The organism is Variovorax sp. LjRoot290 (assembly GCF_964253985.1).
GTDB lineage: Bacteria > Pseudomonadota > Gammaproteobacteria > Burkholderiales > Burkholderiaceae_C > Variovorax.
In genome coordinates, this window is sequence record NZ_CAXURW020000002.1 from 943,887 (window position 1) to 959,604 (window position 15,718).

At 63.8% G+C, this 15,718-nt stretch carries 15 protein-coding genes; 8 read left to right on the top strand and 7 right to left on the bottom strand.

The features are described 5' to 3' along the window. Positions 1 to 6: 6 nt before the first annotated feature. Positions 7 to 528, bottom strand: coding sequence for a 2,4'-dihydroxyacetophenone dioxygenase family protein (locus ACSQ9A_RS33595; protein ID WP_436307125.1), 522 nt, complete (start codon positions 526 to 528; stop codon positions 7 to 9). 146 nt (positions 529 to 674) lie between these two features. Here ACSQ9A_RS33595 and ACSQ9A_RS33600 point away from each other — a divergent pair, with 146 nt between their 5' ends. Beyond that, a complete protein-coding gene (locus ACSQ9A_RS33600) occupies positions 675 to 1,682 on the top strand; it encodes a LacI family DNA-binding transcriptional regulator (RefSeq protein WP_436307126.1) in 1,008 nt (335 codons plus the stop codon). A 21-nt stretch (positions 1,683 to 1,703) separates the two neighbouring features. Here ACSQ9A_RS33600 and ACSQ9A_RS33605 read toward each other — a convergent pair whose 3' ends face one another. Next, positions 1,704 to 2,147 carry an ester cyclase gene (locus tag ACSQ9A_RS33605; protein ID WP_436307127.1) on the bottom strand — a complete coding sequence of 148 codons (444 nt, stop codon included), beginning with the start codon at positions 2,145 to 2,147 and terminating at the stop codon, positions 1,704 to 1,706. A gap of 203 nt (positions 2,148 to 2,350) precedes the next feature. Between ACSQ9A_RS33605 and ACSQ9A_RS33610 the strand changes: the two genes are divergently transcribed. Further along, the gene (locus ACSQ9A_RS33610; protein WP_436307128.1) at positions 2,351 to 3,145 is read left to right on the top strand and encodes an SDR family NAD(P)-dependent oxidoreductase; all 795 of its coding nucleotides are present in this window, start codon (positions 2,351 to 2,353) and stop codon (positions 3,143 to 3,145) included. Positions 3,146 to 3,770: 625 nt separating this feature from the next. Here ACSQ9A_RS33610 and ACSQ9A_RS33615 read toward each other — a convergent pair. Next, on the bottom strand, positions 3,771 to 4,469 hold the full coding sequence (locus ACSQ9A_RS33615) for a winged helix-turn-helix transcriptional regulator (RefSeq protein ID WP_093110544.1): 699 nt from the start codon (positions 4,467 to 4,469) through the stop codon (positions 3,771 to 3,773). A gap of 103 nt (positions 4,470 to 4,572) precedes the next feature. Here ACSQ9A_RS33615 and ACSQ9A_RS33620 point away from each other — a divergent pair, with 103 nt between their 5' ends. Both ACSQ9A_RS33620 and ACSQ9A_RS33625 read left to right on the top strand, forming a co-directional pair. After that, positions 4,573 to 6,000 carry an FAD-binding oxidoreductase gene (locus ACSQ9A_RS33620; protein ID WP_436307129.1) on the top strand — a complete coding sequence of 476 codons (1,428 nt, stop codon included), beginning with the start codon at positions 4,573 to 4,575 and terminating at the stop codon, positions 5,998 to 6,000. Positions 6,001 to 6,625: 625 nt separating this feature from the next. Beyond that, positions 6,626 to 7,006: a cupin domain-containing protein gene (locus tag ACSQ9A_RS33625; protein WP_436307130.1), complete on the top strand. Its 381-nt coding sequence runs from the start codon at positions 6,626 to 6,628 to the stop codon at positions 7,004 to 7,006. A 22-nt stretch (positions 7,007 to 7,028) separates the two neighbouring features. Here the strand turns inward: ACSQ9A_RS33625 and ACSQ9A_RS33630 are convergent, their stop codons facing one another. After that, on the bottom strand, positions 7,029 to 7,724 hold the full coding sequence (locus tag ACSQ9A_RS33630; protein WP_436307131.1) for an adenylate/guanylate cyclase domain-containing protein: 696 nt from the start codon (positions 7,722 to 7,724) through the stop codon (positions 7,029 to 7,031). A gap of 181 nt (positions 7,725 to 7,905) precedes the next feature. Here ACSQ9A_RS33630 and ACSQ9A_RS33635 point away from each other — a divergent pair, with 181 nt between their 5' ends. The 3 genes from ACSQ9A_RS33635 (at position 7,906) to ACSQ9A_RS33645 (ending at position 12,692) form a co-directional block, all read left to right on the top strand. Continuing rightward, entirely contained in the window at positions 7,906 to 8,733 is an 828-nt protein-coding gene (locus ACSQ9A_RS33635) for a phytochelatin synthase family protein (RefSeq protein ID WP_436296927.1), read from the top strand. A gap of 337 nt (positions 8,734 to 9,070) precedes the next feature. Next, positions 9,071 to 9,997 carry a histone deacetylase family protein gene (locus ACSQ9A_RS33640; RefSeq protein ID WP_436307752.1) on the top strand — a complete coding sequence of 309 codons (927 nt, stop codon included), beginning with the start codon at positions 9,071 to 9,073 and terminating at the stop codon, positions 9,995 to 9,997. 4 nt (positions 9,998 to 10,001) lie between these two features. Continuing rightward, on the top strand, positions 10,002 to 12,692 hold the full coding sequence (locus ACSQ9A_RS33645) for a bifunctional acetate--CoA ligase family protein/GNAT family N-acetyltransferase (protein ID WP_436307753.1): 2,691 nt from the start codon (positions 10,002 to 10,004) through the stop codon (positions 12,690 to 12,692). A 394-nt stretch (positions 12,693 to 13,086) separates the two neighbouring features. Here ACSQ9A_RS33645 and ACSQ9A_RS33650 read toward each other — a convergent pair whose 3' ends face one another. The 3 genes from ACSQ9A_RS33650 to ACSQ9A_RS33660 all read right to left on the bottom strand — a co-directional run bounded on the left by ACSQ9A_RS33650 (position 13,087) and on the right by ACSQ9A_RS33660 (position 14,656). Beyond that, entirely contained in the window at positions 13,087 to 13,380 is a 294-nt protein-coding gene (locus ACSQ9A_RS33650; RefSeq protein WP_436307132.1) for a type II toxin-antitoxin system Phd/YefM family antitoxin, read from the bottom strand. 440 nt (positions 13,381 to 13,820) lie between these two features. Continuing rightward, positions 13,821 to 14,108: a hypothetical protein gene (locus ACSQ9A_RS33655; RefSeq protein ID WP_436294919.1), complete on the bottom strand. Its 288-nt coding sequence runs from the start codon at positions 14,106 to 14,108 to the stop codon at positions 13,821 to 13,823. A gap of 191 nt (positions 14,109 to 14,299) precedes the next feature. Beyond that, complete coding sequence (locus ACSQ9A_RS33660; protein ID WP_436294920.1) at positions 14,300 to 14,656, bottom strand: hypothetical protein; 357 nt, start codon at positions 14,654 to 14,656, stop codon at positions 14,300 to 14,302. A 164-nt stretch (positions 14,657 to 14,820) separates the two neighbouring features. On the opposite strand from ACSQ9A_RS33660, the gene ACSQ9A_RS33665 reads away from it, so the two are divergent. Continuing rightward, on the top strand, positions 14,821 to 15,306 hold the full coding sequence (locus tag ACSQ9A_RS33665; protein ID WP_436294950.1) for a thermonuclease family protein: 486 nt from the start codon (positions 14,821 to 14,823) through the stop codon (positions 15,304 to 15,306). Positions 15,307 to 15,718 lie beyond the last annotated feature (412 nt).

Below are 15,718 nucleotides of genomic sequence, written 5' to 3' on the forward strand. Positions count from 1 at the left end.
TGTCGCTCACTTGTTGGCGTGGGTTTGAAGGTTCTTAAAGCCGGCGCCCTTGGGCGTGATGTAGCCAGGAATCGGCAGTCCCTTGCTCTTCAGGTAGCTGAGAATCCCGTCTTCGATGGCCCCTGCGTCGCGGATGTTGAGAAAGGCATCTCCATCGAAGTTGATGTTGGCGCCGTACACCACCATGAAGCCCTCGGCAGCCTCCTTCGCGTCCTCGGGCACCGAGAAGGTGTGGATGGAGCCTGCTGGTTCGTAGAGGTAGCTGCCGGCTGTTTGCGGGTCCTTAGGGTGCTCGGCGTAGTTCCACTGACCCTTGGTGGTGAAGAAGTGGACGGTGCCCGTGTGGAAATGCTTGGGCAGCTTCGTGCCAGGGGCAAACTTTCCATACAAAACCCAAATACTGTTCTCGCGGTCAAGGAACAGCGGAATGATTTCCGAACCGGGCGCGGCGCCGGGTACGTAGGTCATGCCGTGGATGTTGACCGTCAGCAGTTCTTCCTGCTTCGTGATGGATGTGGGGGTTGTCACTCGTGCTCCTGTTGCTTAAGCGCCACCGGTTGCAGAAACGTTTCCGCATGGTAGATACTAGTGGGTGTTAGATTTATTGGGGCCAACCCGACGAGTCGAGTAGGCCGCTGGTTCTTTAAGAGTTTTAGGGTTGCAGAAAGGTTGTGATGTCAGCAGTCGGTATCCATGACGTCGCTCGATTGGCAGGCGTGTCTATCAGCACAGCGTCGCGAGCCCTCAATAGGACGGGTCGCGTCAGCAGTGCCACCATCAAGAAGGTCGGCGACGTTGCGGCAAAGCTGGGCTATCAGCCCAACGCCATCGCGCGCACCATGCGGTCCAAGCAGAGTCATGCGGTTGGCATCATCGTCAGCGACATTTCCAATCCCTTCTATGGACACCTGGTCAAGTCGGTCGAGCGGCGACTTTCTGCACAGGGCTATGCACTGTTCGTGGCCAGCTCGAACAACGACATTGCCACCGAGGTCCAGCTGATTCGTTTTTTCAAGAGCCGCAAGGTCGACGGCATCATCCTGGGCCCGTGCCAAACGGATTCGGTCGCTCACGTCATCAATGAGGTCCGAGACATCTCGACGGTGCTCTTCGACCGCGATGGCGGCCAACAGCTGGGCGCAGTCAAGGTCGACCACTATCGGGGCACCACTGAAGCGCTCGAATACCTGATTGGGCTGGGACACAAGCACATCGCATTGATGACTCCTGGCAGCCAGATTCAGCCAATCCGGGACCGGGTACAGGCGTACCAGGATTGCTTGACTGCAGCTGGATTGGCCTATGACCCAAGCCTGATTTGCTTTGCCGATTCGTCGATGAACTTTCCGACTGACCAAGCTGCTCGGATGCTGGCGCGCAAGGACCGACCAACTGCATTTCTGTGCCTCGGTACCCGAATCCTCGCCGGCGTGCTCGCCGCCATGCGGTCGGCCAAGTTGAGCATCCCTGGGAACGTGAGCATCGTGTCCATCGGCGACACGGAGTTCTCCGAGCTCCACAGTCCATCGATAACTGCGCTTGCATGGGACATCCGTTCGCTCTCGGATGAGATTTCGTCGATGCTGCTGACAAGGATGCACAACGAGGCTCCAGAGGTTCAATCTGCGGTGGTCGATATGCGGCTAATCGAGCGGGAATCGTGTGCGGCGCCCGAGGCTTGAGGAAATTGCCCGTCGCGAGAACTAGAGCAACCCGAGGGCGATGAGCTTCAGGTCGGGCGACGAGTAAGGGCGCTCGCAAATAATCTTCGCGGAGCCGGGCCCGAACAGGAACGTTGCCGCCAGTCGCACCTTGAACGACCTGCCAGTCGGCGGATAGGTCTTTTCTCGAACCTTGAACTCGCCCAAATGGGTGCCGATGAGGAAGAACTCCACGAGAACCGTGTCTCGCTCGTCGTCGGCGGCAATCGAAATAATTTCATTGGCCTGGTCCGGAAAGGCTTGGCGCGAAGACTGGAAGTAGACCCGAACCTGCTCCTCGCCGTCGTAGACAGCACCGTTGCCGTACATCTCGTAGCGCGGATGCTCGAACGTGTTGATGACGCCGTCCCAATCTTGGGTGCACTCGAGCGCCATGTGGTCACGCACCGTTTTCAGGCGTGCTTGTCGAAGTTCGTCTTTCGTCATGGGTGCTTTCTCAATTGTGTGGAAACGTTTGCGCAATTCTGCGCCTGACACAAATTCTCGAAAGTGGGGTTTACCCTTAATGCCGGACTTTGACACCTCTCCAATGGCTGTTGCTCGAGAGACACTGGCGCTAGGGGTTAACCCGTTGCTACTGCATGGCCAAGAGCGCTAGCATTGCGGAATCGTTTGCGCAAAGGAATGCCATGAAGCTGAAAGACAAGGTGGCCCTCGTGACTGGGGCCGGAACATTCAAGAAGGAATTCACAGGCGTCGACCAGGTCGGCAACGGCACTGCATGCGCTTTGACCTTCGCCCGCGAGGGCGCGCTGGTTGTCTGCACTGACCGTTCGTTGGAAGCAGCTGAGCTCGCGGCGCAGCTCATCCGAGACGATGGCGGAAAAGCAATCGCAATGGCGATGGACGTCACGGACTCCAAGCAGGTCGACGCAGTCGTTGCCGAGGTGGTGTCAATGCATCAGCGGGTCGACGTGCTGCACAACAACGTCGGCATCGAGATTCTGGGCGAGCTCGTCGACGTAAAGGATGACGACTGGGACAAGGTAATGGACATCAACTTGCGGGGTGCAATGGCCACTGCAAGGGCCGTCATGCCAATCATGCGCGCTCAGAGGTCCGGTTCCATCATCAACGTATCGTCAACCGCCAGCCTCAAGTGGAGCCCGATGCAGTTCCTGTCGTACAGCACTTCGAAAGCTGGCCTGAATCACATGACGCGTGTCATCGCCAGGCAGTACGCGCCCGACCAAGTCCGATGCAACTGCATCGTGCCTGGGATGATTCGGACACCGCACGCGGATGCGCTCTACAAGACGGCGGATGAGGCTGCAGCAGGACACAAGTTCCGCGACTCGCGCTGCCCTATGGGTAGGCAGGGTACTCCGTGGGAGATTGCAAAGGCAGCCCTGTTCCTGGCATCTGACGACTCGTCATACATCACCGGCATTCAACTTGTGGTGGACGGAGGCTCAAGCCTCTAGTCAAACGTGCACCAGCGACTGGTTACCTGCACTCGACTGTCGCACGGCGAGGGAGTTCTGGCGAATGTCGGCTTCGGAAGGAACTTGGTTGACGTTGCGAAGGTCCGTTCCTGGCCGGGTTCTGCCTGTCGGGCCTCCGCCCAGAACGTCGTCAGTCGTTGACGTTTTGGTACTGCTCGATTTGACACGCATAGGTGCCTGGCTGAGTCGAGCATACCGAATAGCCCTGGGGCGAGTTGCTGGCGCAGCCGGCCAGAACGCACAGAAGTATTGCGCTCGCCACCTTGAACATGAAGTCTCCCGGACGACAGGCCTGACAGCCGGTCTTGGCCGACTACGGTAGCACGCGAGCATAGACCCAAGGACCGCTCCCGCTGCGAAGCTGCCTCGAGCCGAACTTCGCTTCAAGACTGGCTGCAGTCATTCGGCTCCTCACCGTACGCGGCGCGTGTGCGCTCTTTTCTGCCGGCCAGCCCTGACGAAGCGGTCAGCCACGAAATTCGGCGGCCAATAGCTGCCGCGCTCTCCCACCGGCGAACTCGCTCGATACCTGCCGTTCGGCTTGACCATAGACCGGACCTTTGCGGTCGGTGCGGTGCCAGAGTCGGAGCCCGCGTCGGGCCTGTCAGCCTGCGGGGCTCCCGTCGGCACGGGCGACCGGCGTGATCTGGGCGAACATGCTGCGGGCGTTCCAGGTTGGGAAGGCTCTTACGAGCGACATGGGGCCGTGGAGTCGGATGCGGCCCTCGCGGGTGGCTTGGGCCCAGGTGAGATGGCCGGCGTGCCATTTGACGAAGGCTTCGGCTTCCGCCGTGATGTAGAGGTCCTCGTCGCGGCCGGGGCACGTCTTGCAGATCTCGGTGTCTCCGAGCTCGATGAGTAGCCAATAGCGCTCAGGGCGCGGCCGACCGGTGAAGTCGAAGCGGATGACGATGCGTCGATCCGGGAGCCGGTCTCGGCGGAGCGCGTGGCACATCGACCACAGGGCCACATATGGGTCGAGATTCTCGGGGGCGATCTCGAGCCAACGCGCACCCCACTCACCGAGTACCTGGCAAACTGTGAAGAGCTCGTGGCCCGCGGACGTGAGCTTGTAGTGGCGCCCGCGTCCGTCGGGCTTGGGTGCCGACTCGACGATACCGCGCCGTTCGAGCTGCCTGAGCCGCTCTGAGAGCAGGGTACGCGACAGTCCGGGCGCGCCCTCCAGGATCTCACTGAAGCCTCCGCACCCCAGGTGCAAGTTGCGGATGATCAGCGGCGTCCAGCGCTCGGCGAAGATCTCGGCGCCACGGGCGATGGGGCAGTATTGGCCGTACGTCCTCATAATCCCAGTGTCGCGCACCCACCTTCGGCTGTGAAGTCCAGATTTTTGACTTTACGGCCGCGGTCCGCGGTGGTCCGATGTGGTCCTCGAAGTGGAGGACACCATGACGACACCAACGACCGCGGAATTGGGCCACCGGGGCAAGCAGCCAACCCTCGTTGAAATCGACGGGTTTCGAGGCCGGCTGATCAGTGCCCACCACGCCGACTACGACATCGCGCGTGCCGTGTGGAACGGCGCCATCAACCGGCACCCGCGTCTGATCGCCCGATGCATCGGGGTCGCCGACGTGGTCGCGGCTGTGCGGTTCGCCCGCGACCACGATCTGGAGATCGCCATACGAGGTGGAGGCCACAACGTGGCGGGCACCGCCGTTTGCGACGACGGGATCGTCATCGACCTCTCGGCCATGCGGGCCGTGCGGGTCGATCCCGCCCATCGCAGGGCCTGGGTGCAGGGCGGTGCGCTGTGGGGCGACGTCGACCACGAGACGCAGGTGCACGGTCTGGTCACCACCGGTGGAATCGTGAGCCACACCGGCGTCGCCGGGCTCACCCTCGGCGGTGGCGTCGGATGGCTGATGCGCAAGCATGGACTTACGGTCGACAACCTTCTCGCCGCCGATGTCGTAACAGCCGACGGCGAGCTGCTGCGCGCGTCCGAGGACGAGCACCCCGACCTGTTCTGGGCGCTGAGCGGCGGCGGCGGCAATTTCGGCGTGGTCACCTCGTTCGAGTTCCGCCTTCACTGCGTCGGGCCGACCGTCCTGGCCGGGCCCATCCTCTGGGACGCGAATGACGCCAGCGAGGTTCTCCGCTTTTACCGCGACTTCGTCCGCGACGCTCCCGACGAGCTCGGCACAGTAGTGAGGTTTGGCACCGCGCCACCGCTGCCGGTTATTCCCACGGATCTGCACTGGCGCCCGGTGATGATGGTCGGCAACTGCTATGCCGGGCCGATCGAGGACGGTGAGCGGGCGCTCGGCCCGCTTCGCGTGTGTCGGCCTCCTCTTGTCGACCTGGTCGGCCCCACACCATACGTGGGATTCCAGAGCGCACTCGATTCGACCGTCGTCCACGGCTGGAACTACTACTGGAAGTCAACCCACCTCCCCGATCTCAGCGATGACCTCATTGACGTGATTGCCGAGCACGCGTTCACCTGCGCGTCGCCACGGTCGTACGTGGCGATGTTCCATCTGAAGGGCGCGGTGAGCCGAGTGGCCGAGGGCGGGACAGCGTTTGGGAACCGGCAGGCTTCGCACGCGATCACGCTCGATGCGGTATGGCGGCCCGGCGAGGACTTCGCCACGCGGGACACCGCTTGGGCAAGGGGGTTCTTAGCCGCCCTCGGCCGGTTCCGGGAAGGCGTCTACGTCAACTTCCTCGGCGGCGACGAAGACCCCGGCCGGGTCCGCGAGGCGTACGGCGCCTTCGTCTATGACCGGCTGGTGGACGTAAAGACCAAGTACGACCCCGACAACGTCTTCCACAACAACCAGAACATCCGCCCTCGGTTGAGTCATGCGTGAGCAATGGCGACTGCCTGCTGCGAGGCCCAGAGGCAGCCATTCGACCGGCCGCTCTGGGATGCCAGTGGATTGGGACCTTGAGATCCACGAAGGACCGCGACGGGTCGAGCGGCGCCAAGCGGCCGCTATCTGACGCCAGCATCGAAGGGCTGGTGCTGGCCGAATCCGGCCATCGGCCGCATTCTGCCCTGCCCTGCCGATTCCCCGCCTGGGTCGCACCGCGGGCTCAGTGCTGGATCGCCCCCGCGGGCGCGAGGCCAAACCTGAGCATCCTCGAAAGTTAGGTGGCGCGTTCACGAAGGTCCAGTGTCGTTGCGGAACGCTCCTGAACTACGGCTAAAAATTCCGTGCACGTGCTGAGCGCTCACCGATGCGGCCTAGAAGGCCTGTAAGCCTGCGCAGCCCGGATGGGGCCGTCGGCCGAAAATGCGCATCGGGGCCCAGTGGACCTTCGAGATGCGCGCCACTGGGGCGGCTGTCCAGGCTCGCACCCAGTTGATCTTTTGGATCGGGCGAAAAATGGGTCGCCGGAAGCGTGGCCCGGGACTAATATTCAATCGTTCGATGCGCGGCTTAGCACGAGGCTGCTGCGGACTAATTGCTCACTCGTGCAAGGAGAGTAGTGATGGCAAGTCCGATGAATGTCACCAAGCTCCAGACGAAATCCCATGACGAACCGGATGAGGTTCGGGAGCCGGAAAAGACTCGGGTCGAAGTGGTCCGCCTCGAGGGGTACACGCTTGGACGCTTCAAGTTTCAGCCCGGGTGGCGCTGGTCGACGTGCATCAAGCCGGTCGTCGGCACGGATAGTTGCCAAGTAGCTCACGTTGGGTACGCGGTTTCCGGTCGAATCACCGTGCAAATGAATGACGGCTCGAAGACCGCAATTGAGGAAGGCATGTCGTACACCATTCCTCCGGGCCACGACGCATGGGTCGAAGGCAACGACCCGTTCGTTGGCTTCGAGATGATGAGCGCAGAGGAGTACGCAAAGCCCAAGAGCTGACCCCGACTGGTCTGACCTCCCTTCAGTGATGAGCGGATCGCGAGCTACTTGAGCCGGCGGCGACGGCTGCCGTCGGCTGGACCGAAGGTGGCGCGCGGAAACAGCATGCTCGGGAGCGAGGCTTCTTTCGAGCTCGTCGCCGCTCAGGACGAGAGGTCGTAGTTCCAGTCGCCGGCAGCCCAGGAGGCGGGCTGCGAATGCGGACTCGAACTACTGCGCGTACCAGCCCTAGTCCGGGACCACGCCGCGCACAGCCCAAAACGAGGTTGTAAGTGCGCGCGGACCGTCGGGAACACCACAAAGATGCGCTGCCCGGACATGGCGCTGCTGCTGTCAGTGACGGCGTACACCTCGACCGGCGCCGCCTTGCCCCGGAACGACGCCGCCCCGAGGGGCTTGACCGGAATGCGTCCAACGAGTGCCTGCAGGTTGCCGGATCGATCAGGATCATCCGCTTCGCAAGCTTGGTGTGCGCCTCGAGCCGTGCGGCAAGGTTCACCGTGCCGCCGATGCAGGTGTAGGTCGCGCGCTGCTGCGTGCCGGCGTAGCCCGCCACCATTTCGCCGGTGGCGATTCCCACGCCGATTCGGATCGCAGGCTTGTCCGCAGCGATGCGCTCTGTGTTCAGCAGCTCGATCATCTCGACCATGTCGAGCGCCGCGCGCACCGCGGCCGCGCTGTGGTCGGGCAGCGGCAGCGGGGCGCCGAAGATGGTCATCAGCCCGTCGCCGTCCAGCGGCGACCTGCGCTGAAAGCGAAAAAGCCACACGGTCGCCTCTGGGACCGCCTCGAGTTTTTCGACAGAATTCTGCGGCGAGCTGACGATCGACAGCCCCCACTTCTACGGCAGTGCGGCGTAGTCGACAATGGGCCGCCCTCCGCAACCCCTGGAGTCACTCATGTCGCCGATCAGAAGCCTCGTCTGCGCCGCGCTGCTCGCCACCGCAACGCTCCTGTCGGCCTGTGCCACGCATGGCGCGGCAACGAGCCCAGCGACGACGAGCGTAGAGGCGAAAGCGTCTCCTGCGCTCGTGCCGTTTGCGTCCGATGAAGGCCTGGCACGTCTTGGCCGCTCGGGCGCAAAGATTGATTTCGCGGCGCTCGCCAACCAATTTGAAGCCCAGTACAACGGCACTTTCTGCGGGCCCACCTCGGCCGCGATCGTGCTCAACGCCGTGCACAGCCGCAGTGCCGACCTGCCACGCGACCACACGCGGCTGCGCAAGGACGATGTGCAGTTCATGCGAGCCGGCGCCGATCCGATCGTCCCGCGGTTCACGCAGGACAGCGTGATCGACAGGGGCCCCAAGACACGTGCGCAGGTGCTTGGCGAGCCGATCACCATTGGCGGCAAGCAGGTCAAGGATTTCGGCTACCAGCTGCGCCAGTTTGACGCAATGCTGCGCGCAAACGCGCTCGTCACCAGAGTTGTCGTCGTTGACGATGCGCTTTCCGAGCAGGCCATCCGCGCTGACCTGGCAAACAACCTCGCGCGCGGCGGCGACTACGTGATCGTGAACTACAGGCGTGAGGCCGTGGGCCAGAAGGGGGGTGGCCACATCTCGCCGCTCGGCGCCTACGACGCTGCGTCAGACTCGTTTCTCGTGCTCGATGTCAACCCGGCTGTAGCGGGCTGGGTCTGGATGCCGACGGCCACGCTGGTGAAAGGCATGCGCACTTTCGACACGGTGGAGAACCGTGGCTACGTGCTGGTCCACGCGCCATAAGCCCTCGGGCAACGCGAAGAAGTGTCGCTAGCTCATGTCCGTGCGTCAGGTGGCTCAGTCGCCATTTTCTGGCACCAGTGGCCGCGGTCCCCGCTCGCGCATTGACCAACCCACCGGCACGGTTCCCTGCCTGCCGCTCTGTGACCAGCTCGATCGCCATCGCCTTGCGGCAGACGAGCCCGCCATCTCGTGGGCACTTGTCGCGCCCCCCGACAACGATCGCCAGCGACTGCGCCGGCGCCCTTGCCTTGATGCAGCTCATGAAATATCGGATCGACCGCGCCTAGACTGCGCGCAGACCTCCGCCGCGCGGCGCGGGATGGCCCAGGAGCCGAATTTGCTGACCGCTTACATCACTCACCCCGACTGCGCACGCCATGAGATGGGCGCCGGCCATCCGGAATGTCCGGAACGGCTTTCGGCCATCCACGAACGGCTTCTGATCAGCGGTCTGCTCGACTACATGGTCCCGTACGACGCTCCGCTCGCCACCGATGATCAACTGGGGCGGGCACACTCGCTCGCCCATGTGCGCGAACTTGCTGCGGCTTCGCCGGACGAAGGGCATCACCAGTTTGACCCCGACACCAGCATGAACCGATACACCATGCAGGCCGCACGGCGCGCGGCGGGCGCCTCGGTTCTGGCTTGCGACCTGGTTCTTTCGGGCAAGGCGCCCGCGGCATTCTGTTGCATCCGGCCCCCGGGCCATCATGCCGGGCGCGCCGCCGCCATGGGCTTCTGCTTCTTCAACAACGTGGCCGTCGGCATTCGGCACGCGCTCGATGTGCACGGCCTGCAGCGCGTGGCGCTGATCGACTTCGACGTCCACCATGGCAATGGCAGCGCCGACATCTTCAAGGGCGACGAGCGTGTGCTCATGTGCTCCATATTCGAAAAAGGGATCTATCCTTTCTCGGGCGAGGAAGACGAGGGTCCGAACATGGTCAACGTCGGCTTGCGTTCGCGCTCGGGCAGCGACGCTTTCCGCGCAGCGGTCATCCACCAATGGCTGCCGGCGCTCGAGGCCTTCGCCCCCGAGCTCATCTACATCTCCGCCGGCTTCGATGGCCACCGGGAGGACGACATGGGAAATCTGGCGCTGGTGGAAGGCGACTACACATGGGTGACGCAGCAGACCATGGCCGTCGCGCAGCGCCACTGCCGGGGCCGGGTCATCTCCTGTCTCGAAGGCGGCTATGCACTGAGCGCTTTGGTGCGCAGTGCCGCGGCGCACGTCAAGGTCCTGATGGATGCAGACTAAGGTCATGGACAAGCACTACCTCACGCCGCTGCTGGCGCCGGGCTCAGTCGTTGTCTTCGCGGGCCACGCCGAAGACCCGGTAGGCCAGACTTCGCACGCCCGGGCCGTGCGCGAAGCGCTTCGCGCAGACCGGTTCAACGGAACGCTGCAGTTTCTGGACGTCCGCACCAGCGGCACGCTGGGGGATCTGGCGCAGACGCGCGCCGATCTCGCGATCATCGCGCTGCCACCACAGGAGATCGCCTCTGCGCTGGAGGTCGTCGGCCGCATCGGCTGCCGCGCCGCACTCGTCATCTCCAACGGCATCGCCGCCGAGCAGGCTGCGCAGCTGCGAAAGATCGCGCGCCGCGACGGCGTTCACCTCCTCGGTCCGAATTCGCTCGGCTTTCAGCGCCCCCCGTTGACGCTCAATGCCAGCACGGCCGGCCCGCTGGCCAAGGCCGGCCCGCTCGCGCTGGTGTCGCAGTCGGGCGCCCTGACGGCATCGATGCTCGATTGGGCGCGCGAGAACGCGGTCGGGTTCTCCAGCGTCGTTTCGCTCGGCCGCCATACGGCGGTGGACATCGCCCAGGTGCTGGACTTCCTGGCCAACGATGCCGCCACCCACAGCATCATCGTCTACCTCGAAGGGATCTCCAGCGCACGTCGCTTCATGAGCGCCCTGCGGTCGGCCTCGCATGCCAAGCCGGTGGTGGTGCTCAAGGCCGGTCGCAAGCCCGCCGGCAACGAAGCTGCGCACACGCACAGCGGCTCGACCGTCGGCAGCGACGATGTCTTCGACGCTGCGCTGCGACGCGCCGGTGCGGTGCGGGTGCGCTCGTTCGTCGAACTGTTCTCGGCCGCCAAATGCCTGGCCTCGCGCTATCGCCCGGTCGGCCGGCGCCTGGCCATCGTCACCAATGGCGGCGGCCCGGGTGTTCTGGCGGCGGACTGGGTCAACGAGATCGGCCTGCAACTCGGCAAGCTGTCACCCGACTCGCTCAAGACGCTGCAGCCCCGGCTGCCCGCGTCGGCTTCGCTCACCGATCTGATCGACCTTTCGGAGGAAGCCGAGCCGGCGCACTTCCGGGCCGCGGTCGATGCGGCCGCCGCCGACCCGCAGATCGACGGCGTCCTGGCAATCTTCTCGCCCAAGACAGGGGCCGATGCGGTCGCGGTGGCGCGCGTGCTGGCCGACATCCCGCGGCCGATGAGCAAACCGCTGCTGTCATGCTGGATGGGCGACGCCTCGGTCGGCCCCGCGCGTGCGGTGCTGGGGGAGGCCACCATCCCGAGCTTCCGCACGCCGGAAGCGGCGGTTGGCGCGTTCGGCAACATCGCGGCTTTCTATCGGAACCAGGCGCTGCTCCAGCAGACCCCGCCGCCGCTGTCGGCGCTCGCCAAGCCGGATATCGAGGGTGCGCGGCTGCTGATCGAGAGCGTGCTGGCGGAACGGCGCAAGGTACTGACCGAGATGGAGTCGAAGACCTTGCTGTCTTCCTTCCATATCCCGATCACCCGCACCTTGCTGGCGCGCAGCGCCAACGAAGCGATGATGATCGCCGCCCAGCTGGGCTTCCCCGTCGCGCTCAAGATCGATTCGCCCGACATCAGCCACAAGTCGGATGTGGAGGGCGTGGCGCTGAACGTCATGAACGGCGCCGGTGCACGCGACACGTACAGCGACATGATGGAACGCGTGGCGCGCCTGGCGCCCGACGCGCGCATCAACGGCGTGACCGTTCAGAAGATGGCCACGGCCCGGCGCGGGCGCGAAATCCATGTGGGCCTGGTGACGGACGATCCCTTCGGCCCCGTCATCGTGTTCGGCGCAGGCGGCACCATGATCGAGCTGCTGGACGACCGTGCCATGGAGCTGCCGCCGCTCAACCAGTTCCTGGCGCGCCGGCTGATCGAACGCTCGCGGGTCGCCGAAACCCTGCACGAATGGCGCGGGGCCGCAGCCGTGGACATGGAGGCGCTGGAACAGGTGCTGCTGCGGGTTTCCGAGATGGTGTGCGAACTTCCCGAACTGCGGGAGATGGACATCAACCCGATCATCGTCGACGAAACGGGCGCAGTGGCGGTCGATGCTCGCATCGTCGTCGACAGCACGCCGCAAGGCACGAGCGGCCTCATCAACAGCTACCAGCACCTGGCCATCCTGCCCTACCCTGCGCGCTACCAACGCGAGTGGCCTTTGCCCGGTGGGGGCACCTACACCGTGCGAGCCGTTCATCCCGACGACGCGCAGATGCTTCAAGCCCTGGTGCAGCAGCTCTCGCCGGAAAGCCGCTGGTTCCGGTTTGTCTCGCGCTTCCACGAGTTGCCGCCGTCCATGCTTTCGCGATTCACCTTGATCGACTACGACCGCGAGATGGCGCTGGTCGCAGTGGTGCGGGAGCGTGGCGTCGCGGACGATGGCGCGGTCCGCGAGACCGAACGCATCGTGGGCGTGTCGCGCTACATCACCAATCCAGATCAATCGAGTTGCGAGTTCTCGTTGGTGGTTGCAGACGACTACAGCGGCAAGGGACTGGGATCACGCCTGTTGGAGGCGATCATCGATGTGGCCCGCGACAAGGGCCTCTCGGAGATCGATGGGCTGGTGCTGAGCAACAACGCCGATATGCTGAAGCTCGTGAAGAGGTTGGGTTTTTCGATCAAGTCCTTTGCCGAAGATCCGGACTTCAAACTGGTGAGTCGGGCCTTGTGACTCGATCTCGCTGAGCATCAATGCGCCGAGGGCTGCTGCGGCTCGGACCGAACCGGGGTTGCGCGGAGCTCTGTGATCGCGTCTGCGCGTTGCCGTTTGCAGGATCGAATCGCGAGTTCCGCAGATGCAAGGCAGTTCGCGCGGATGCGTTCACTTCCCATCCGCGTATCGCATCGCCATGCCTATCCCCTCGTTGAGGGCATCAGCCCGCGAGCGGGCCGGCCGCTCGTGGGTGCGAACGCGAGAAGTGCCCGCGCTTTCACCACTTCAGCCTGCAACTTCTTAAAGCGCGCCGATGCGGAAGCGGCGTCCTGCTCCTCCATGAAGCTGCGAGCGGCATGCAGGCACGCCAGAAAGTTCGGAACCGCCCGAACCCTTGCGTTGACAGGAATGCTCACGACGCCGGTGCGACGCCGAGTGCCTGGTCCAGTTCCTCGTCAGACACGACCTGCCCCGCCAAGGCTTGCCGCAGACCGGTGATGGCGTCTTCAGCCTGCACCAGATTGGCATGCTCCAATTCAAGCGCATGGTAGTAGTCCAGCCGGCGCGCGTCGATCAATGCCACGTAGCTCGCACCGTTCTTGGTCAGCACTTTCTCAGAGCCGCTGCCCACCACGTCTTCGGCGAGCTCGGTGAGTCTGGCGCGCGCTTCGCTGATGGGAACGATGTCTGATGCTCGCAACGGCATTTTGCAGTATCCGTTAAGGTTGGCGTTAATCCTAGTCTAGCGACCAAACCCTGTTCTCGGCAATCGGTGCTGGACATGCTCGGTTCCCCTTTGCGGCCACCCGCATCGCCAGTGGCTGCCGGGACAACGGACCGTGTGGGCATTTGGCAAGTCCTTTTCTCGCGCGCCAGGCACGATAGGCTTTCGCTTCGCGATCGAGACGTCGAACGCGATGCGGTAGCCGGCCCATTGCAATGACACTTTGAGCCACAAATTCGATTGCTGACCGACGGCAGTGGGCCCAGCCGAAGTTCGGGTTTCTCGAAAGCGGTTGGCTGCGCCAGAATCGCGACGGCGCTTTACTGTCCGAACCCTAGCTGCTGCGTTCGGCCAGCCGCAGCGACGTCATCTGCTCTCCAGTGCGCGTTCAGGTCGGCGCTTCGCAAGACAACATTGATGCTTTAGGCTCCCACGAAGGTGAGCCGCACCTCGTGCGCCAGCCCATCGCGAACGATGTTTCGGGCATCGTCGTCTGCGAATTCGAAGAGTGCATCGGGGATATCGTCCTCCTCGAGCGCGAAAAGGATCTCGATGGCCCCTTGCTGGGCTTCGGAGAAGGTGCCGACCTGGGTCAAGCGGTTGAACTTCGCAGCCGTCTCCTGCGGCGCCAGCTGGCGCAACTCGAGCAACTCGAGCACGAGCTCGATCTGCGATGGGGTGAGGGGCTCGGGGACAGCGGAAGACATCATGGCGTTCGATCCTTTTCGGTGGGGCTCGGGACTGTTCCCTTGCTGAGAATCAGTCTCTTCGTCGATCCTTAAACGTCGCTGAAAAGTGCTCGCTTCCCGGCTCGGCAGCGATCAAGAGCACGCAGCGTTTGACTCAGGCCCAAATGTGGGGCGTACAGAGGTACTGACGTCCTCTCCGGGGCGCACCCGGATCAATCGTCCCAATCCCGACGGTGGTGATGGCGATGGCGCCAACGCTCGCCCGGCCCGTCATAGACCTGCGCCGGCGGCCCGTAGTACACCGGTGCCGGGCGGTAATAAGCTGGCGGCGGCGGCCGGTAGTACACGGGAGGAGCCGGCTGATAGTAGGTTGGTGCAGGACGCGAATAGACAGGTGCCGGCTCGTAGTACACGGGGCCAGGCTCGGCAACGCCGATCGCCACGCCCGGAGCACTGATGCCGACGGACCAGTTCACCTGGGCATTCGCTGACGCGGCGGCGAAGAGTGCACCAGCGGCCACAGCACCGGCCGCGGACCACTTGAAGAAGGCTGAACGATTGAGGTTCACAGAGACTCCTGAAGGGGCGAAAACTGCCCCATGCCGTACACAACGCACGCCCCGGGAGCGAAGTCACGTCTGCTCTGTGAAGATGGTTGCCGAACGTGACCGATCCGCGCTTGTGCCTTCGCTGCGAGATCCTGTCGCTTGCCGCCAGCGCCTACGATCGGGGGATGATCCGACTGATCGCCTGCCTTCTTTTCGCCCTTCCATTCTTCGCGCAAGCCCAGCCCCGCCTCTGTCTCGTCGTAGGTGTCTCTGACGGCGACACCCTCAGCGCTCGCTGCGGTGCTCCAGGAGCCTATGAGCAGGTCAAGGTGCGCGTTGCGGCGATCGATGCTCCTGAATCACGCCAGCCCTTCGGCCAGCGCAGCAAGCAGGCTCTCAGCGGGCTCTGCTACATGGAGCAAGCGCGAATCTCGCCGCGCGACACCGATCGATATGGCCGCACCGTCGCCGATGTGAAATGCAGGGGCGAAGATGCCGGCCGGCACCAGGTGGCCGGCGGATGGGCCTGGGTCTACGAGAGATACGCGAGTCGCGACGACGGCGCGCTGTTCAAGATGCAGTACACAGCCCGCGCGCAGCGTCTAGGGCTATGGGCCGATGCGAAACCTGTAGCACCGTGGGATTGGCGAAAGGCGCAGCACGGCGGCTGACGCTGAGGATGCCAGGGATTGCAGGCATATGCACAAGTGAAACCGGGACCCGACGCGTCTGTCATTTGACGTCATCTGCGCCCGGGTGAACGCGCCGTCGTCGGTCGTCGGCCGCATCCAGGACAGATCTCGCCAAAGTCTTTAGAGGAAAAGGCCGTGCTTCTTAGAGCATCGTCTGCGCCGTTTCAGAATGGCCGCGCCGCGCTACCTACTCCTTGTCGCGCGGCTCAGCCGCTTTGACCTGGAGATCGTTGGGCTATCCCATGGCGTACCCCGGAAAAGACAGACGCTGAAAAGCAGTCTGGTACACGCAAGCTTGGGCGCTGCCCCGAAAAACTCGTCGCGACCCGCGCCAGCACTCGCTCTCCCCCTGGGCCAGTCGGCACAGGGCGCTCCAGTCGTCTCGGGGCCG